The 17,393-nt window shown below is 65.0% G+C and carries 18 protein-coding genes; 14 read left to right on the top strand and 4 right to left on the bottom strand.

The annotated features are described in order from the left end of the window. Positions 1-132 precede the first annotated feature (132 nt). Positions 133-1,059 carry a histone deacetylase family protein gene (locus AB4Y44_RS08525; protein ID WP_342924975.1) on the top strand — a complete coding sequence of 309 codons (927 nt, stop codon included), beginning with the start codon at positions 133-135 and terminating at the stop codon, positions 1,057-1,059. Positions 1,060-1,123: 64 nt separating this feature from the next. Further along, the gene (locus AB4Y44_RS08520; RefSeq protein WP_368699223.1) at positions 1,124-1,918 is read left to right on the top strand and encodes an enoyl-CoA hydratase; all 795 of its coding nucleotides are present in this window, start codon (positions 1,124-1,126) and stop codon (positions 1,916-1,918) included. A gap of 13 nt (positions 1,919-1,931) precedes the next feature. Here AB4Y44_RS08520 and AB4Y44_RS08515 read toward each other — a convergent pair whose 3' ends face one another. Further along, on the bottom strand, positions 1,932-2,822 hold the full coding sequence (locus AB4Y44_RS08515; RefSeq protein ID WP_368699222.1) for a lysophospholipase: 891 nt from the start codon (positions 2,820-2,822) through the stop codon (positions 1,932-1,934). 300 nt (positions 2,823-3,122) lie between these two features. On the opposite strand from AB4Y44_RS08515, the gene AB4Y44_RS08510 reads away from it, so the two are divergent. The 6 genes from AB4Y44_RS08510 to AB4Y44_RS08485 all read left to right on the top strand — a co-directional run bounded on the left by AB4Y44_RS08510 (position 3,123) and on the right by AB4Y44_RS08485 (position 9,496). Beyond that, on the top strand, positions 3,123-4,157 hold the full coding sequence (locus AB4Y44_RS08510) for a methionine ABC transporter ATP-binding protein (RefSeq protein ID WP_342924972.1): 1,035 nt from the start codon (positions 3,123-3,125) through the stop codon (positions 4,155-4,157). Beyond that, entirely contained in the window at positions 4,147-4,800 is a 654-nt protein-coding gene (locus AB4Y44_RS08505; protein ID WP_324149911.1) for a methionine ABC transporter permease, read from the top strand. The genes AB4Y44_RS08510 and AB4Y44_RS08505 overlap by 11 nt, the downstream gene beginning before the upstream one ends. A 54-nt stretch (positions 4,801-4,854) precedes the next feature. Further along, positions 4,855-5,652: a MetQ/NlpA family ABC transporter substrate-binding protein gene (locus tag AB4Y44_RS08500; RefSeq protein ID WP_342924971.1), complete on the top strand. Its 798-nt coding sequence runs from the start codon at positions 4,855-4,857 to the stop codon at positions 5,650-5,652. 211 nt (positions 5,653-5,863) lie between these two features. Continuing rightward, positions 5,864-6,613: an electron transfer flavoprotein subunit beta/FixA family protein gene (locus tag AB4Y44_RS08495; RefSeq protein ID WP_069262626.1), complete on the top strand. Its 750-nt coding sequence runs from the start codon at positions 5,864-5,866 to the stop codon at positions 6,611-6,613. 15 nt (positions 6,614-6,628) lie between these two features. After that, the gene (locus AB4Y44_RS08490; protein ID WP_368699221.1) at positions 6,629-7,576 is read left to right on the top strand and encodes an electron transfer flavoprotein subunit alpha/FixB family protein; all 948 of its coding nucleotides are present in this window, start codon (positions 6,629-6,631) and stop codon (positions 7,574-7,576) included. 132 nt (positions 7,577-7,708) lie between these two features. Further along, on the top strand, positions 7,709-9,496 hold the full coding sequence (locus AB4Y44_RS08485) for an acyl-CoA dehydrogenase (RefSeq protein ID WP_368699220.1): 1,788 nt from the start codon (positions 7,709-7,711) through the stop codon (positions 9,494-9,496). 81 nt (positions 9,497-9,577) lie between these two features. Here the strand turns inward: AB4Y44_RS08485 and AB4Y44_RS08480 are convergent, their stop codons facing one another. Continuing rightward, positions 9,578-10,864 (bottom strand): D-amino acid dehydrogenase, encoded by a 1,287-nt coding sequence (locus tag AB4Y44_RS08480; protein ID WP_368699219.1) that lies wholly within the window; start codon positions 10,862-10,864, stop codon positions 9,578-9,580. Between the two features lie 176 nt (positions 10,865-11,040). Between AB4Y44_RS08480 and AB4Y44_RS08475 the strand changes: the two genes are divergently transcribed. Further along, complete coding sequence (locus tag AB4Y44_RS08475; protein WP_042261052.1) at positions 11,041-11,529, top strand: Lrp/AsnC ligand binding domain-containing protein; 489 nt, start codon at positions 11,041-11,043, stop codon at positions 11,527-11,529. Between the two features lie 114 nt (positions 11,530-11,643). Beyond that, the gene (locus tag AB4Y44_RS08470) at positions 11,644-12,792 is read left to right on the top strand and encodes a PA0069 family radical SAM protein (protein WP_368699218.1); all 1,149 of its coding nucleotides are present in this window, start codon (positions 11,644-11,646) and stop codon (positions 12,790-12,792) included. A gap of 16 nt (positions 12,793-12,808) precedes the next feature. Here AB4Y44_RS08470 and AB4Y44_RS08465 read toward each other — a convergent pair whose 3' ends face one another. Both AB4Y44_RS08465 and AB4Y44_RS08460 read right to left on the bottom strand, forming a co-directional pair. Further along, complete coding sequence (locus tag AB4Y44_RS08465; RefSeq protein WP_342921800.1) at positions 12,809-13,282, bottom strand: TM2 domain-containing protein; 474 nt, start codon at positions 13,280-13,282, stop codon at positions 12,809-12,811. A gap of 136 nt (positions 13,283-13,418) precedes the next feature. Beyond that, entirely contained in the window at positions 13,419-14,555 is a 1,137-nt protein-coding gene (locus AB4Y44_RS08460; RefSeq protein ID WP_368699217.1) for a sorbosone dehydrogenase family protein, read from the bottom strand. Positions 14,556-14,807: 252 nt separating this feature from the next. On the opposite strand from AB4Y44_RS08460, the gene rpsP reads away from it, so the two are divergent. From rpsP to rplS, 4 genes are all read left to right on the top strand, one after another. Further along, a complete protein-coding gene (gene rpsP / locus AB4Y44_RS08455) occupies positions 14,808-15,071 on the top strand; it encodes a 30S ribosomal protein S16 (RefSeq protein ID WP_028206744.1) in 264 nt (87 codons plus the stop codon). Between the two features lie 98 nt (positions 15,072-15,169). After that, the gene (gene rimM, locus AB4Y44_RS08450; protein ID WP_368699216.1) at positions 15,170-15,931 is read left to right on the top strand and encodes a ribosome maturation factor RimM; all 762 of its coding nucleotides are present in this window, start codon (positions 15,170-15,172) and stop codon (positions 15,929-15,931) included. A 72-nt stretch (positions 15,932-16,003) separates the two neighbouring features. Beyond that, on the top strand, positions 16,004-16,771 hold the full coding sequence (gene trmD, locus AB4Y44_RS08445) for a tRNA (guanosine(37)-N1)-methyltransferase TrmD (RefSeq protein ID WP_342921802.1): 768 nt from the start codon (positions 16,004-16,006) through the stop codon (positions 16,769-16,771). A gap of 150 nt (positions 16,772-16,921) precedes the next feature. Beyond that, entirely contained in the window at positions 16,922-17,317 is a 396-nt protein-coding gene (rplS, locus tag AB4Y44_RS08440) for a 50S ribosomal protein L19 (protein ID WP_028206741.1), read from the top strand. Positions 17,318-17,393: the final 76 nt, after the last annotated feature.

Here is a 17,393-nt window from a genome sequence, read left to right as displayed (position 1 = left end):
CGTGGCGCGTGAGCACCAGGTCGCTGTGGTAACGTGGTGTCTGTTCGCGCGCCAGCCGGCGTGCCGCCAGACTAAAGACAGAAGGAGACCCGCGGCCGCGCGCATGCGCGAAGCCCGCGGCGAGAGCGACTCATGACGACCGGTTTCTTCTCTCACCCCGATTTTCTGCTGCACGAGATGGGCGAATGGCATCCCGAATGCCCCGCGCGTCTGCAGGCCATCGAAGACCAGCTGATCGCGAGCCGCATCGACGCGCTTGTCGAGCGCGACGAATCGGCGCCGCTCGCGACCGAGGCGGACCTCCTGCGCGTGCATACCCAGGCGCACATCGACTTCGTCCGCAATACGGCACCCAAGGAAGGCTACGCGAGCATCGACCCCGACACGCTGATGAATCCGCACACGTGGCAGGCGGCGCTGCGTGCGGCGGGCGCGGCGATCGCGGCCACCGACGCGGTGCTCGCCGGGCGCTACGAGAACGCGTTCTGCAGCGTGCGCCCGCCCGGCCATCACGCGGAGCCCGCGCGAGCGATGGGCTTTTGCTTCTTCAACAACATCGCGATCGCGGCGCGCCATGCACTCGAAGTCCATGGCCTCCAGCGCGTGGCGATCGTCGATTTCGACGTGCATCACGGCAATGGCACCGAGGCGGCGTTCGCGGGCGACTCGCGCGTGCTGATGTGCAGCTTCTTCCAGCACCCGTTCTATCCGTACTCGGGAGCCGAGAATCCGGCGCCGAACATGGTCAATCTGCCGATCGCGGCGCGCACGAAAGGCATGGAAGTGCGCGAGGCCATCGACATCATGTGGCTGCCGCGGCTCCACGAGTTCAAGCCGGAGATGGTGTTCGTCTCGGCGGGCTTCGACGCGCATCGCGAAGACGACCTCGGCAACATGGGCCTCGTCGAGGACGACTTCGCGTGGATCACGGAACAGATTCGCGAAATCGCGGGCCGCCATGCGAAGGGGCGCATCGTGAGCAGCCTCGAAGGCGGCTATAACCTCTCGGCGCTTGGCCGCAGCGTGGTGGCGCATCTGCGCGTGCTGGCGGATATCTAGGCTTTCGGTGCGGCCCTGAGCGCAGACCCGTATCGCACACATTCGAACGAAGGAGACACGCAACGTGAGTGCTATCCCCTCTTCATCGCCGGTGCTCGTCGAGGTCACACGCGATGCGTACGGAGTGCCAGGCGTCGTGCGCCTCACGCTGAACCGCCCGGATGCGTTCAACGCGCTTTCCGAGGCGCTCATCGATGCATTGCAGGGCGAACTTGCCGCGCTGGCGCAATCCGACGCGCGCGTGGTCGTGATCGCAGCGGCGGGGCGCGCGTTCTGCGCGGGCCACGACCTCAGGGAAATGCGCGCGGCGCCCTCGCACGAGTACTACGCGAAACTGTTCGAGCGCTGCTCGAAGATGATGCTCGCGATTCAAAAGATGCCGCAGCCCGTCATCGCGCGCGTGCAGGGCGTGGCGACGGCGGCGGGCTGCCAGCTCGTGGCGATGTGCGATCTGGCGGTGGCGGCGGACTCGGCGCGCTTTGCGGTATCGGGCATCAATCTCGGGCTCTTTTGCTCGACGCCCGCTGTGCCGCTTTCGCGCAACGTCTCGCGCAAGGCGGCCTTCGAAATGCTGATGACGGGCGAATTCATCGATGCGCAAAAAGCGTTGCGCGAAGGCCTCGTGAACCGCGTGGTTCCCGCCGACGAACTCGACGCCGCCGCGACCGCGCTGGCCGCGAGTATCTGCGCGAAACCGCGCGAGGCGGTCGCGGCAGGCAAGGGGCTCTTCTACCGGCAGCTCGAAATGGGCATCGACGCCGCGTATCAGCTGGCCGGGCAGACCATGGCCTGCAACATGATGACCGATCCAGCGCTCGACGGCGTGCAGGCCTTCATCGAGAAACGCGGCGCGAAGTAACGCGCCTGACCGCTCAGGAGTGCTGGTCGATCCAGTCGATCAGCGCGCCGATCACGCGCTCTCGATCGAGGTCGTTGAGCGTTTCGTGGTAGCTGCCTTCATAGAGCGTGAGCGTGCGATCGGGCGATCCCACGTTCGCGGCGAAGGCGCGGCTGCCTTCGGGCTCGGTGAGCTTGTCTGCGGTGCCATGCCAGATCAGCACAGGTAGCCGCAGTTGCGCGCGTCCCGCCTCGATGCGCTTCATCGCTTCCAGCAATTGCGCCCCCGTGCGGGCGGGAATCGCGCCGTGATGCACGAGCGGATCGGCGCGATTGGCTTCGACCACGTCGCGCGCGCGCGCGAGCAGCGCCGCGTCGATCTTCATCGCCGGAAAGGTCGGCCAGACCGCGCTGATCACGCGGCTCGCGGCGATTTTCCACGCGGGCACGTCGCGGCCCGGCGCGAGTGCCGCGCTCGAAAGCAGCAGGCCCGCGAGTCGCACGCGCAATTGCGGCAGTCGCTCGACGGCGTAGAGTGCGGCGATTGCGCCGCCCATGCTGTGCCCCATCAGGAAGAGCGGAGTGCCTTGTGTGGCGCATTGCGCGCTCGCGTGGGCGAAAAGCGCCTCGGCGTCGTCGAGATATCCGTCGAAGTGCGCAATCCAGGTGCGGCGGCCGGGGGCCAGCCCGTGACCGCGCAGATCGATTGCGTAGACATCGATGCCTGCGGCATTCAACCGCGCGGCGAGCGCCGCATAGCGGCCCGCGTGTTCCGCCAGGCCATGAATCAGCGCGATGGCCGCGCGCGGCGTCGCGCTCGCGCGCCAGACGTAGAGTGGCAGGTCGACGCCGTCACGCGTACGCAGCGTCGCTTGCCCGGTGGATTCGGCGGCTTGCGCCATGGCGATGTTCTGACTGGTCTCCATCTCGCTCCCTGTTGGGGTAATTCGTGGCGATGCGTTTCGGTTCGTTTTCGGTATCAGTGTGTCGGCAGCAGTGTAGCGGCCGCGTGGGCGGCCACGCGCTGCCGGAACCCTCTAATGCAAACGAGTTATGAAATTATCGAAATTGATTATTAAAAGGAATTTTGCGTGCCAGGGTAAAATGCGGGGCTATATCCAGTCCATCAAACGGCGGCTGTCTGCCGGCGCGACGCGTTTTCCGCTCCCCAAAAGGCGCGGCCTGCGCGAGCGGCGCGCGGCACACCCGCCGTTTTGCTTTTTTCCATGATCGAAATTCGAAACGTGTCCCAGCGCTTCGCCGGCCCGCAAGGCTGGATCGAGGCGCTGCACAACGTCAATCTGACGATTCCGCCCGGCGAAGTGTTCGGCATCATCGGGCGCAGCGGCGCAGGCAAGAGCACGCTCGTGCGCACCATCAACCTGCTCACGCGGCCCACCGAAGGCGACATCGTCGTCAACGCTCGCACGCTCACGTCGCTCTCGACGGCCGAACTGCGCGAAGCGCGCCGCGAGATCGGCATGATCTTCCAGCACTTCAACCTGCTGTCGTCGCGCACCGTGTTCGACAACGTCGCGCTGCCGCTCGAACTGGCCGGCGTGAAGCGCGCCGAGATCGAAGCGACGGTGCTGCCGTTGCTCGAACTCGTCGGCCTCACCGCCCAGAAAGACCGCTATCCCTCGCAGATCAGCGGCGGCCAGAAGCAGCGCGTGGGTATTGCGCGCGCGCTCGCGAGCAAGCCGAAGGTGCTGCTTTCGGATGAGGCGACCTCGGCGCTCGACCCCGAAACCACGCGCGCGATTCTCGACCTGCTGCGCAAGATCAATCGCGAACTGAACCTGACCATCGTGATGATCACGCACCAGATGGAAGTGATCAAACAAGTCTGCGACCGCGTGGCCGTGCTCGATGCGGGCCGTGTGGTGGAAAGCGGCCCCGTGATCGACGTGTTTCTGCAGCCGCGCCACGAAGTCACGCGCGCGCTGCTCGGCGACGTGATCGCCCAGGAGTTGCCGCCCGCGCTCAAGGCGCGTGTGGCCGAGCATCTCGCGAAGGGCAGCGGCCACTTGCTGCGCCTCGCCTTCAAGGGCACAGGCGTCGACCAGCCGGTTCTCTCGGAGACGATTCGCCGCTTCGAACTCGACTTCAACATCCTGCACGGCCAGATCGACGAGATCCAGGGGCAGGCGTTCGGCTCGCTCGCGGTGCTCGCGGGCGGCGATCCGGTGAAGGTGGCGCAGGCCATGGCGTGGCTGCGCGAACAAGGCGTCGTCGTGGAGGAACTGTCCCATGTGGAGTGAAATGTTCGACATGTTCGTCCAGTCGTTCTGGGAGACGCTCGTCATGGTGGGCATCTCGGGACTCGTGGGCGCGGCCATCGGCCTGCCGCTCGGCGTGCTGCTCTATCTCACCGATCGCAACGGCGTGCTGCAGAACGTCGCCGCGAATCGCGTGATGGGGGTGATCGTCAATGCCGTGCGTTCCACGCCGTTCATCATCCTGCTCGTTGCCGTGATTCCGTTCACGCGTCTCGTGGTGGGCTCGTCGATCGGCACGGCGGCCGCCGTCGTGCCGCTCACCATCGCCGCTGCGCCGTTCATCGCGCGGCTCGTCGAAACGGCGCTGCGCGAAGTCGATCGCGGCCTGATCGAAGCGGCCCAGGCCATGGGCGCGAGCACGAGCCAGATCGTCTTCAAGGTGCTGCTACCCGAGTCGCTGCCGGGCGTGGTGGCGGGGCTCACCATCACGTTCATTTCGCTCGTCGGCTATTCGGCGATGGCTGGCGCCATCGGCGGCGGCGGTCTTGGCGACCTCGGCATCCGCTACGGCTATCAGCGCTTCGAACCCGAAGTCATGCTGATCGTGGTCGTGATCCTGATCGTGTTCGTGCAGCTCGTGCAGTCGTTCGGCGACTGGCTCGTGCGGCGCCTGAGCCACAAATAAGCCTTAAAACAAGCGGTTTTTCGATCAACATAAAACACAAGACAAAGGTTGGGTATGCAACGTCGTTTCATGATCCGGCTCGCGGCGGCGCTTGGCGCGGCTTCGCTCATCGCACCGCTTGCTGTGCATGCGGACGAAACCATCAAGGTGGGCGTGACGGGCGGCCCGCACGAGCAGGTGATGGAAGTCGTGAAGAGCGTGGCCGCGAAGAACGGTCTGAACATCAAGATCATCGAGTTCTCCGACTACGTGCAGCCGAACGCGGCGCTCGCGGGCGGCGACCTCGACGCCAACAGCTACCAGCACGCGCCGTATCTCGATGCGCAGGTGAAGGATCGCGGCTACAAGCTCATCAAGATCGCGGACACGGTCACGTTCCCGATGGGCATCTACTCGAAGAAGATCAAATCGCTCTCCGAACTGAAGCCGGGCGCCCGCATCGCGGTGCCCAATGATCCGACGAATGGCGGCCGTGCCTTGCTGCTGCTGCAGAGCCAGGGTCTCATCAAGTTGCGCGCCGAGGCAGGGTTGAAGGCGACGCCGCTCGACATCGTGGAAAACCCCAGGAAGCTTAAGATCGTCGAGCTCGACGCCGCGCAGATTCCGCGTTCGCTCGACGACGTGGACGCCGCCGCGATCAACACGAACTTCGCCATGCAGGCGGGCCTGAAGCCGAAACAGGACGCGATCGCAATCGAAGACCCGAAGGGGCCGTACGTGAATATCCTCGCGATCCGCGAGGCCGACCGCAACAAGCCCTGGGTGGCGAAACTGGTCGCTGCGTACCACTCGCCGGAAGTGAAGCACTACGTCGAAACGACGTTCGGCGGGGCGGTCATCACCTCCTGGTAGAACCCCTCGAGGCCGTGAAATTAGAGAAATTTTTCGGCGCCCGGGCTTGATGCCCGGGTTTTTTCCACCGTAAAATCGCACGATCGTTCGCTACTGACGACCGGGGTGCGGCAGCGGTGGTTCGTGAAAATTGCTGGTGGCAGATCGGCCCGACAGGGCTATCGCTATAATGTCCGCCAGGTTGACGTATTCGTAACTTCGGAGCATGTGAATGAAAGTCCTTGTGCCAGTCAAACGCGTAGTCGATTACAACGTGAAGGTTCGTGTGAAGTCGGATGGCACGGGCGTCGACATCGCCAACGTGAAGATGTCGATGAACCCGTTCGATGAAATCGCCGTGGAAGAGGCGGTGCGTCTGAAGGAAGCGGGCGTGGCGACGGAAGTCATCGCCGTTTCGGCGGGCGTGACGCAAGCGCAGGAAACGCTGCGCACGGCGCTCGCGATCGGCGCGGATCGCGCGATCCTCATCGAGTCGAACGAAGACCTGCAGCCGCTCGCTGTGGCCAAGCTGCTGAAGGCGCTGGTCGACAAGGAACAGCCGCAACTGGTCATCCTCGGCAAGCAGGCGATCGACGACGATTCGAACCAGACCGGCCAGATGCTCGCCGCGCTGGCGAACCTGCCGCAAGCGACGTTTGCCTCGAAGGTGGTCGTGGCCGACGGCAAGGCGACCGTCTCGCGCGAAGTGGACGGTGGCGCGGAAACGCTGTCGCTCAAACTGCCCGCAGTCGTTACGACGGACCTGCGCCTGAACGAGCCGCGCTACGTCACGCTGCCGAACATCATGAAGGCGAAGAAGAAGCCGCTGGAAACCGTGAAGCCGGAAGACCTGGGCGTCGATGTCACGCCGCGTCTGAAGACGCTGAAGGTTGCCGAGCCGCCCAAGCGTAGCGCAGGCGTGAAGGTGCCGGACGTGAAGACGCTGGTCGAGAAGCTGAAGACGGAAGCCAAGGTGCTGTAAGGGGAGCAGACGAAAATGACGAATCTGGTTATTGCCGAACACGACAATCAGTCGATCAAGGCCGCGACGCTGAACACGGTCGCCGCAGCACAGAAGATTGGCGGCGACGTGCATGTGCTGATCGCGGGCCACAATGCGCAAGCCGCTGCAAACGCAGCCGCGAAGATTGCAGGCGTGGCGAAGGTGCTGCTGGCCGACGCGCCGCAACTCGAGCAGGGCCTCGCGGAAAACGTCGAAGCGACGGTCCTCGCGCTTGTGAAAAATGCTGCGAAGAATTACACGCACATCCTGGCGCCGGCCACGGCAGCGGGCAAGAACGTCACGCCGCGTATCGCCGCGAAGCTCGACGTCGCGCAGATCAGCGACATCACCGCCGTAGATGCGCCGGACACGTTCGAGCGTCCGATCTATGCGGGCAATGCGATCGCGACGGTGCAATCGGCCGATCCGGTCAAGGTCATCACCGTGCGTACGACGGCGTTCGACGCGGTTGCGGCCGAAGGCGGCAGCGCAGCGGTCGAGAAGCTCGACGCGGCAGCGGACAGCGGTCTCACGCAGTTCGTCGGCCGTGAAGTGACGAAGCTCGACCGTCCGGAACTCACGAGCGCGAAGATCATCGTCTCGGGTGGCCGGGGTCTGGGCAGCGGCGAGAACTACACGAAGGTGCTGGAGCCGCTCGCGGACAAGCTCAACGCCGCGCTCGGCGCCTCGCGCGCAGCCGTCGATGCTGGCTTTGTGCCGAACGACTACCAGGTCGGTCAGACCGGCAAGATCGTCGCGCCGCAACTGTACGTGGCGGTCGGCATCTCGGGTGCGATCCAGCATCTGGCCGGCATGAAGGACTCGAAGGTCATCGTCGCAATCAACAAGGACGAAGAAGCGCCGATTTTCAGCGTGGCCGACTACGGCCTCGTGGGCGACCTGTTCACGGTCGTGCCGGAACTCGTGAAGGAACTCGGCTGATTCCGGCCCGTGGATCCAGCGACGAGCGCCGCGTATCATGATTGAACGCGCGGCGTGAGACGAAGCAGCAAAGGGGCGCCGAGGCGCCCCTTTGTCATTTGAGGAACCGCATACCGGCAGGAGGAGACTGAAATGTACCAGGCGCCCACGAGCGACATGCTGTTCGTCATGAAGGAACTGGCCGGCCTCGAAAAAATCGCGAAGCTGCCGGGCGGCGAAGACGCCACGCCCGAAACGGTCGAAGCGGTGCTGCACGAAGCCGCGAAGCTATGCGGCGAAGTGCTCGAGCCGCTGAACGCCGAAGGCGACCGCAATCCGAGCCGCTGGGAAAACGGCAACGTGTACGCCACGCCCGGCTTCAAGGCGGCCTTCCGGCAATACGTGGAAGGCGGCTGGCAAGGCGTGCAGCATCCTCAGGAATACGAAGGACAAGGCTTGCCGAAGCTCGTCGGCACGCCGTGCGTGGAAATGCTCAATGCGGCGAATCTCTCGTTCGCGCTGTGTCCGCTGCTCACCGACGGCGCCATCGAAGCGCTCCTCACCGCCGGCAGCGAAGCGCAAAAGCAGCGCTTCGTGCCGAAGCTCATTGCCGGCGACTGGACCGGCACGATGAACCTCACCGAGCCGCAGGCGGGCTCCGATCTCGCCGCCGTGCGCACGCGCGCCGAGCCGCAGGGCGACGGCACCTACAAGGTATTCGGCACGAAGATCTTCATCACGTGGGGCGAGCACGACATGGCGGAGAACATCGTTCATCTCGTACTCGCGCGCACGCCCACGGCGCCCGAAGGCGTGAAGGGCATCTCGCTCTTCATCGTGCCCAAGTTCCTCGTGAACGAAGATGGCACGCCAGGCGCGCGCAACGACGTGCACTGCGTATCGATCGAACACAAGCTCGGCATCAAGGCGAGCCCGACCGCCGTGCTGCAGTTCGGCGACCATGGCGGCGCGGTCGGCGAGTTGATCGGCGAAGAGAATCGCGGCCTCGAATACATGTTCATCATGATGAACGCGGCGCGTTTTGCGGTGGGCATGCAAGGCGTCGCGGTCTCCGATCGCGCGTACCAGAAGGCGCTCGCCTATGCGAAGGAGCGCGTGCAAAGCCGCCCGGTGGACGGTTCCGCGAAAGCGGCGGTGAGCATCATCCATCACCCCGATGTGCGCCGCATGCTCGCCACGATGCGTGCGCTCACCGAAGCCGCGCGTGCGCTCGCTTACGTGGCGGCGGGCGAGAGCGACCGCGCACATGGCGACCCCGACGAGGCGGCCCGTGCGCGGCATCAGGCGCGCTACGAGTACCTCGTGCCGATCGTGAAGGGCTGGAGCACCGAACTGGCGCTGGAAGTGACGAGCCTCGGCGTGCAGGTGCATGGCGGCATGGGCTTCATCGAGGAAACGGGCGCGGCGCAGTTCTACCGCGACGCGCGCATTCTGCCGATCTACGAGGGGACGACGGCGATCCAGGCGAACGATCTCATCGGACGCAAGACGCTGCGCGACGGCGGCGCCGCGGCAAAGGCGCTGCTTGCCGATATCGCGCAGACCGTCGACGCGCTGGCCGCACAACAAGGCGCGGCGTTCGAGTCGATGCGCAAGCATCTCGCGGCGGGCAAAGAGGCGCTGGCGTCGGCCGTGGACTTCGTGCTCGCGAAGGCGAAGAGCGATCCGAACGCGGTGTTCGCGGGCAGCGTGCCGTATCTGAAGCTGGCGGGCATCGTACTGGGCGGCTGGCAGATGGCGCGCGCCATGCTTGGCTCGCAGCGTCTCATGCAGGCGGACCCGAAGTTTCATGGCGCGAAGATCGCCACGGCGCAGTTCTTCGCGCAACACGTCTTGCCGCAGGCCGTGGCGCTCGAAGCGGCGATCGTCAGCGCAAACGGCAGCGAGGGCGTGCTGGCGCTGGCGGAGGATCAGTTCTGACGCCGCCGCGCGCTACTCCAGGCGAGAAATGAAACACGGCGCCCAGGAGGCGCCGTGTTCGTTCACGCTGCGTGCCTGGCTTCAGGCATAAGCCGGGCGATGCGAGCCTTGTGTGTCGCCGAGATAGCGGTGCACCGAAAGATCGTCGGTGCGGATGGCGGGCTGCTTGCCCGAGATCAGGTCGGCGAGCAACTGGCCCGAGCCGCACGACATCGTCCAGCCGAGCGTGCCGTGACCCGTGTTCAGGAACAGGTTCGAGATCGGCGTGCGGCCGACGACCGGCGTGCCGTCCGGCGTCATCGGGCGCAGGCCGGTCCAGAAGGTGGCCTGCGTCGTGTCGCCGCCGCCCGGGAACAGGTCGTTCACGCACATTTCGAGCGTTTCACGGCGCGCTTGCTTGAGCGTCTTGTCGAAGCCGACGATCTCGGCCATGCCGCCGACACGGATGCGGTCGTCAAAACGCGTGATCGCGATCTTGTAGGTTTCGTCGAGCACGGTCGAAACCGGCGCGGCACTCGCATTCACGATCGGGGCCGTGATCGAATAGCCCTTGAGCGGATAGACCGGAATCTTCACGAGGCCCGCGAGCAGCTTCGTCGAGAACGAGCCGAGTGCGACCACGTACGAATCGGCGCGTACCAGCTCGCTGCCGCATTGCACGCCCGCGATCCGGTCGCCCTGCATGGCGAGACTGTCGATCGGCGTGTTGTAGCGGAATTTCACGCCCAGTTGTTCGGCCATGGCGGCAAGGCGCGTGGTGAACATCTGGCAGTCGCCGGTTTCGTCGCCGGGCAGACGCAGGCCGCCCGTGAGCTTGCCCGACACCGCGGCGAGCGCGGGTTCGGCGCGGCCGAGTTCGGCGGCCGTGAGCAGTTCGTACGGAACGTTCGCGTCTTCGAGCACGGCGATGTCCTTCGCCGCGCCTTCGAACTGCTGCTGCGTGCGGAACACCTGGAGCGTGCCGCCCGTGCGGCCTTCATATTGAATGCCCGTGTCGGCGCGCAGTGCCTGTAGACAGTCGCGGCTGTATTCGGCGAGACGCACCATGCGGCCCTTGTTGAGCGCATAGCGTTCGGCCGTGCAGTTCTGCAGCATCTGCCACATCCACTGCAGCTGGAATTTGGTGCCGTCCAGACGAATGGCGAGCGGCGCGTGCTTCTCGAACATCCACTTGATCGCCTTGAGCGGGACGCCCGGCGCGGCCCACGGCGCGGCGTAGCCCGGCGAGATCTGGCCGGCATTGGCAAAACTGGTTTCGAGCGCGGGACCGGCCTCGCGGTCGATCACCGTGACTTCGTGGCCCGCGCGGGCGAGATACCAGGCGCTGGCCACACCGACCACACCACTGCCCAACACGACGACTCGCATAGCTGCTCCAGATAGATTCGTTGAGCTACGCCGCGTTGCCGGGACCCTGGAAGCCGTGTTTTGGCACCGATAGGGAAGAAGGCATGAAAATTCGGGTGTAGCCAGTATTTGTAGCTATGCTATTGTTGTGCGTCCAGGTTTTGTTATCGTATTTTTCAGATTTTCGGAAAAAAATCATGAGAACGCAGCGCCAACCGGTCCGCGCGCTCGACCGGCTCGATCACCGCATCCTGAAACTTCTCCAGGAGGACGGCCGCATGGCCATGAAGGACCTCGCGGAGCAGGTCGGGCTCTCGGTCACGCCGTGCATCGAGCGGGTCAAGCGCATGGAGCGCGACGGCGTGATCACGGGTTACTTCGCGCGCGTGAACCCCTCGGTGCTGGGTGCGGCGCTGCTCGTGTTCGTGGAGATCACGCTCGACCACAAGAGCGGCAACATGTTCGACCAGTTCCGCCGCGAGGTGCAGAAGATTCCCGAAGTGCTCGAATGCCATCTCGTCTCGGGCGACTTCGACTATCTGATCAAGGCGCGCATTGGCGAGATGGCCGACTACCGCAAGCTGCTCGGCGACATCCTGCTGCAACTGCCGGGCGCCGTGCAGTCGAAGAGCTACGTGGTGATGGAAGAGATCAAGGAGACGTTGACCATCGCCGTGGGGGAATGACCCGAGCCAGTGTGGCGGCTGAAAGCGCCCCGTTTTTAGGACTCGACAACGCGGATCGATACTGTATATTTATACAGTATCGATCCGCGTTTTCTTGTCTATTTCGCTCCAGCCGTGGCCGACTCCCATCACCCCGATCCCGACGCCTGGTATCCCGTTGCGCCGCCCACGGCGCGCAAGGGGCGCGGGGCGGTCACGAACCTGCAAGGGCGCTACGAAGTCGACCAGCGCGAAGCGTTCGACGACGGCTGGCAACAGGCGGGCGGCGGCGGGGACGATCATGGCGATGAAACCGGCGAGCCCAGGTTGCGCACCGAAGTGTTCGAAGAGCGCGCGAAAAGCATCCTCACGCGTAACCAGTCGCCGGACATTCCGTTCAACGTCTCGCTCAATCCGTATCGCGGCTGCGAGCACGGCTGCATCTATTGCTTCGCGCGGCCCACGCACAGCTATCTCGGCCTCTCGCCGGGGCTCGATTTCGAGAGCCGCATCTACGCGAAGGTCAATGCGGCGGAGTTGCTCGCGCGCGAAATCGCCAAGCCGTCGTACGAGCCCGAGCCGATCGCGCTGGGCGTGAATACCGATGCCTGGCAACCGGTGGAGCGCGACCTGCGCATCACGCGCCGCGTGGTCGAAGTGCTGGCCGAGCGGCAGCATCCGTTTGCGGCCATCACGAAATCCTCGCTGATCGAGCGCGATCTCGACCTGCTCGCGCCGATGGCCGCGCGCCAGCAGTTCATGGCCGCGATTACGATCACGACGCTCGACGCCGAGATCGCCCGCACGCTGGAACCGCGTGCGGCGACACCCGCGCGGCGGCTGCGCACCATCCGCACGCTGGCCGAAGCCGGTGTGCCGGTGGGCGTGAGCATCGCACCGGTGATTCCGTTCGTGACCGAGCCCGACATGGAGCGCGTGCTAGAAGCCTGCGCCGAGGCCGGTGCGACAAGCGCAAGCTACATCGTGCTGCGCCTGCCATGGGAGGTCGCGCCGCTGTTCCAGGACTGGCTGGCGGCGCACTTCCCGCAGCGTGCCGAGCGCGTGATGAGCCGCGTGCGCGACATGCGCGGCGGCAAGGACTACGAGTCGGCGTTTTCGCAGCGCATGAAGGGCACGGGGCCGTGGGCCGACCTGCTCAAGCAGCGCTTTCACAATGCCGCGCGGCGCCTCGGGCTCAACGAGCGGCGCCACGGCATTCTGGACATGGCGGCGTTCGTGCAGTCGAAGACCGTGCGCGAGAAGCCGCAACTCGACCTGTTCTGAGCCGCTACTGCGCGATTTACTGCGAGATCGCCTTCGCGGCCTCGACCTGCGACTCGAAGTACGTTTGAAACGAGAGCGCGAGTCCCGTCATCAGCAGGAACGCGCCGATCAGCAGCGAGAAGATCACGACGAAGATCACAGTCCAGCCCGAGCGGCTCGTGCGGCCTTGCTCCACGAACGCGGCGTTGAACTGCGCGTCCCATTTGGCGTCGGGGCGCAGCCCGTAGACGATCGCCGCCAGAAACGCCGAGAGGACCGACACCGCGCCGATCACGGCGAGCACCCAGCCGGGAATCGAGGCGCGTTCGGTGGCGACGAGGAGCATCACGCCTGGAATGCCTATGAGCGTGCCGAACAAATGTGCCCAGCCCCACACGTCGCGTGGGCCGTATAGATAGAAGCGGTGTGCGCCGAGGCTGCCAAACAGGAAGGCGAGGGCGGCGGTCAGCGTCTTGGAGCGAAAGCGTGCGGGGTTCTTGTCGTTGGGCATGGGCTCGGGCGAAACGTGGACGTTCGGCCGTCATGGCGCATCTGTCGAACGCACACGGGCCGCCGGGCATTGTATGCCGCACGCCGCGCTTACAGCACAAGCGCACGCTTATGCCCGGCACCATGGTCTGCCCGCGTCACCGTTTCGTGTAGGTCACGCGATAGATCGCGCCCGCGTAGTCGTCGCTGACAAGGAGCGATCCGTCGGGCAGCGGCAGCACGTCGGCCGGGCGGCCCCATTGGGTTTCGTCGGTGTTGAGCCAGCCCTGCGCGAACACTTCCTGGTGCGCGTTCGTGCCGTCGGGGTTGGCGCTCACGCGCACCACGCGATAGCCGACCTTCTTGCTGCGGTTCCACGAGCCGTGCTCGGCGATGAAAATGCTGTTCTTATAGTCAGCCGGGAACATCGAACCGGTGTAGAAGCGCATGCCGAGTGACGCCACGTGCGCGCCGAGTTTGAGGACCGGGGGCGTGAAAGCGCTGCACGGATGGCCTGCGCCGAACTCGGGGTCGGCGACATTGCCGCCGTGACAATAGGGAAAGCCGAAGTCCTCGCCCCCATGCGCGAGGCGGTTGAGCTTGTCGTCTGGAATGTCGTCGCCGAGCATGTCGCGGCCGTTGTCGGTGAACCAGAGTTCGTGCGTCTGCGGATGCCACGCGAAGCCGACCGTGTTGCGCACGCCGCGGGCGATGGTCTCGTAGTGCGAGCCGTCCGGGTCCATGCGGCCGATCATCGCGAAGTGCACGCGCTGCGGGTCGCTGGCCGGCACGCAGACGTTGCACGGCGCGCCTTGCGGCACGTAGAGCTTGCCGTCGGGGCCGAAGGCGATGAACTTCCAGCCGTGGTGGCGCTCGGTGGGCAGCGAATCCGTGACGACGACGGCTTTGGGCGGATCGTCGAGATGCCGGTCGATGTCGTCGAGCCGCACGATAGACGAAACCGCCGAGACGTACAATTCACCGTTGCGCCAGGCCACGCCCACCGGCATCGTCAGTCCCGAGGCCACGATATGGCGTTTGATGGCCTTGCCGTCCTTGAGTTCGAGTGCGTAGACGTCACTGCCCATACTCCCCACATACAGGAGGGTGCCGTTGCCCGACAGCGTCATTTCGCGTGCGCCGGGCACGTCGGCGGACAGCACCTCGATGTGGAAGCCCGGTGGCAGCTTGATGCGGTCGATCGGAAGCGCCGCGTGAGCGAACGGGGCCGCGAGCAGGGCGGCGGCAAAAGCAAGCCAAGCTGCTGCCTGGCGTCTGGCCGTCTCGCGAGACACTGGGAAAAGCGAGCCGTTACCCAAGCCGCGGCCGCCACCGCGACGCGGCCATTGCACGAGTCGTCTGAAAGTCGCCACAATTCGCTCCAGGGCCCGCCCGTCGTGGGCATGGGCCGCAGTTTGACCGCTGTGTCTTGCCGCTTTCTGCGCGCCGGCGCGCAATTTCCCGTTAAGTGTTTGTTATGCCTCCGGTTTCGGGCTATAATCGCATGTTTCAGTAGTCCCGAACCCCCGGTTTTCAAGGATTTTAGTATGGTCATCATCCGTCTGGCACGCGGCGGCTCGAAGAAGCGCCCGTTCTACAACATCGTCGCAACCGACTCGCGCAACCGTCGCGACGGCCGTTTCATCGAGCGCGTGGGCTTCTACAACCCGGTCGCTACGAAGGGTGAAACGCTGCGTATCGCTCAAGATCGCGTGACGTACTGGAAGGAAAACGGCGCGCAAATGTCGCCGGCCGTCGAGCGTCTCGTGAAGGAAGCGCAAAAGACCGCCGCCGCTGCGCCGGCTGCTTAAGTCTTTAAGCGTCTTTTCGGTCTGTTGTCCGTGTTTTACCCCGCGTACGCGCTGCATGATCCGCGTATGCAATATCAAGCTGGTCGCAAGGGGTGCCGATGTCCGGGCATGACGCCAAATCTGCCGTAGAGGCGAACGACGCGTCGGAAAGCGGGGCGCCCGAAGTCGCGACCGGCGGCGCCGGCAAGGCTGCCGCCCGCGGCGCGCCGTCGTTTGGCGCGTTCGTGCGCAAGCCTGCGCGCGAGAGCGCCGCGAAAGCTGCGCCCGCGACCGGGACAGCCGGGAGCCTGCGCGCCGAAACCGAAGCGAGCTGGCCGGCCGACGCCGTTGAAGTCGGCGCCGTGATCGACGCCTATGGCCTCAAGGGCTGGCTGAAGATCGCGCCGCACGCGCAGGACGGCCGCGCGCTGCTTTCCGCCAGGCGCTGGTGGCTCCTCAAGGGCCGCGAGGGTCAGGCGCATCGCGAGCGTCATTCCGCGGTGCGCGTGAGCGCCAAGGTTCATGGTGACAGCGTCGTTGGCCAGCTTTCGGGCCTGGACGACCGCGATGCCGCGCTGCTGTTGCGCGGCGCGCGCGTGTATGTGAGCCGGGCCGAATTCCCGCCGCCCGCAGCCGATGAATATTACTGGGTCGACCTGATCGGCCTCGACGTCGCCAATGAGGCGGGTGTCGAGCTCGGCAAGGTTGCCGACCTGATCGACAATGGCGCGCAATCGGTGTTGCGTGTCACGTATGCGTCCACAGACAAGGATGGCAAGCCGGCCACCGGCGAGCGCCTGATCCCGTTCGTGGGCGTGTTCGTGAAGACGGTGGACCTGGCGGCGAAGCGTATCGTCGTCGACTGGGAAGCCGACTACTAGGCACCGCGGCAACGCTGTGCTGTGGCAACCCCGCCGCGCGCCCTGATTCAATTTCGCTGAACGGAGAGAGCGATGCAGTTCGATGTCGTCACGCTCTTTCCCGAGATGTTCCGCGCGCTGACCGACTGGGGCATTACCAGCCGGGCGGCGAAGCAGCAGCGTTACACGTTGCGCACGTGGAATCCGCGTGATTTCACGACCGACAACTACCGCACGATCGACGACCGCCCCTACGGCGGCGGCCCCGGCATGGTCATGCTGGCCAGGCCGCTCGAAGCGGCGATCGACGCGGCGAAGGCCGCGCAGGCGCAAGCCGGCGTGAGCGCCCCGCGTGTGCTGCTGATGTCGCCGCAAGGCAAGCCGCTCACGCACGAACGCGTCATGCAGTTCGCGCAGGAGCCGGGCCTCGTGATGTTGTGCGGCCGCTATGAAGCGATCGACCAGCGTCTCGTCGACCGCTGCGTGGACGAAGAAGTGAGCCTCGGCGACTTCGTGCTCTCGGGGGGCGAATTGCCCGCGATGGCCTTGATGGACGCCGTGGTGCGCAACCTGCCGGGCGTGCTTGGCGATGCGCTTTCGGCGGTGCAGGACAGCTTCGTCGACGGTTTGCTCGACTGCCCGCATTACACGCGCCCCGAGGAATACGACGGCGTGCGCGTGCCCGATGTGCTGCTCGGCGGCCATCATGCGGAAATCGAGCAGTGGCGTCGCCGCGAGGCGTTGCGCAACACGTGGAACAAGCGGCCCGATCTGATCGCGCGGGCCAGAAAGAACAAGATGTTGAGCCGGGCCGACGAGGCGTGGCTCGCTAGTCTCGCGAAGGGCGCGGACGAGGCTTAAGGCTTCGGGCGTGCGCGACAAGGGGCGCAAAAGGCGGTGCCGCTTCATGCGTGAACGGCGCCAGTTGTGAATCCATCCTCTATCGGGGCCGTAGTGCAGCCAACCCTGCACAGGTACGAACGCCGACAAGATGGCATACGGAGTCAATCCATGAATCTGATTGAAAAACTCGAGCAGGAAGAAATCCAGCGCGTGCTGGGCGAGAAGACCATCCCCGAATTCGCCCCTGGCGATACGGTGATCGTCAACGTGAACGTGGTTGAAGGTAACCGCAAGCGCGTTCAGGCATACGAAGGCGTCGTGATCGCGAAGCGTAACCGCGGCCTGAACTCGTCGTTCATCGTGCGCAAGATCTCGTCGGGCGAAGGCGTCGAGCGTACGTTCCAGACGTACTCGCCGCTGCTGGCCAGCATCGTGGTGAAGCGTCGCGGCGACGTGCGTCGCGCGAAGCTGTACTACCTGCGCAACCTGTCGGGCAAGAAGGCACGTATCAAGGAAAAGCTGGTGTCGAAAGACCGCGCAGCTGCTCCGGCCGACCAGGCGTAAAAGCTGTAAGAAAGAAGCACCCTCCGGGGTGCTTTTTTCTTTTTGGCCGCAAAATAATCTCGTGTACGTGTAATCC

The organism is Paraburkholderia sp. BR10937, assembly GCF_040965695.1.
GTDB lineage: Bacteria > Pseudomonadota > Gammaproteobacteria > Burkholderiales > Burkholderiaceae > Paraburkholderia.
Note: the sequence above shows the minus strand (reverse complement) of the source record. Positions and strands in the feature narration are given on the sequence as shown.

Excerpts from the sequence above, each read along its gene's own strand:
- AB4Y44_RS08525 (WP_342924975.1), top strand. The coding sequence starts at position 133 with ATGACGACCGGTTTCTTCTCTCACCCCGATTTTCTGCTGCACGAGATG.
- AB4Y44_RS08515 (WP_368699222.1), bottom strand. The coding sequence starts at position 2,822 with ATGGAGACCAGTCAGAACATCGCCATGGCGCAAGCCGCCGAATCCACC.
- AB4Y44_RS08510 (WP_342924972.1), top strand. The coding sequence starts at position 3,123 with ATGATCGAAATTCGAAACGTGTCCCAGCGCTTCGCCGGCCCGCAAGGC.
- AB4Y44_RS08505 (WP_324149911.1), top strand. The coding sequence starts at position 4,147 with ATGTGGAGTGAAATGTTCGACATGTTCGTCCAGTCGTTCTGGGAGACG.
- AB4Y44_RS08500 (WP_342924971.1), top strand. The coding sequence starts at position 4,855 with ATGCAACGTCGTTTCATGATCCGGCTCGCGGCGGCGCTTGGCGCGGCT.
- AB4Y44_RS08495 (WP_069262626.1), top strand. The coding sequence starts at position 5,864 with ATGAAAGTCCTTGTGCCAGTCAAACGCGTAGTCGATTACAACGTGAAG.
- AB4Y44_RS08490 (WP_368699221.1), top strand. The coding sequence starts at position 6,629 with ATGACGAATCTGGTTATTGCCGAACACGACAATCAGTCGATCAAGGCC.
- AB4Y44_RS08485 (WP_368699220.1), top strand. The coding sequence starts at position 7,709 with ATGTACCAGGCGCCCACGAGCGACATGCTGTTCGTCATGAAGGAACTG.
- AB4Y44_RS08480 (WP_368699219.1), bottom strand. The coding sequence starts at position 10,864 with ATGCGAGTCGTCGTGTTGGGCAGTGGTGTGGTCGGTGTGGCCAGCGCC.
- AB4Y44_RS08475 (WP_042261052.1), top strand. The coding sequence starts at position 11,041 with ATGAGAACGCAGCGCCAACCGGTCCGCGCGCTCGACCGGCTCGATCAC.
- AB4Y44_RS08465 (WP_342921800.1), bottom strand. The coding sequence starts at position 13,282 with ATGCCCAACGACAAGAACCCCGCACGCTTTCGCTCCAAGACGCTGACC.
- rpsP (WP_028206744.1), top strand. The coding sequence starts at position 14,808 with ATGGTCATCATCCGTCTGGCACGCGGCGGCTCGAAGAAGCGCCCGTTC.
- rimM (WP_368699216.1), top strand. The coding sequence starts at position 15,170 with ATGTCCGGGCATGACGCCAAATCTGCCGTAGAGGCGAACGACGCGTCG.
- trmD (WP_342921802.1), top strand. The coding sequence starts at position 16,004 with ATGCAGTTCGATGTCGTCACGCTCTTTCCCGAGATGTTCCGCGCGCTG.
- rplS (WP_028206741.1), top strand. The coding sequence starts at position 16,922 with ATGAATCTGATTGAAAAACTCGAGCAGGAAGAAATCCAGCGCGTGCTG.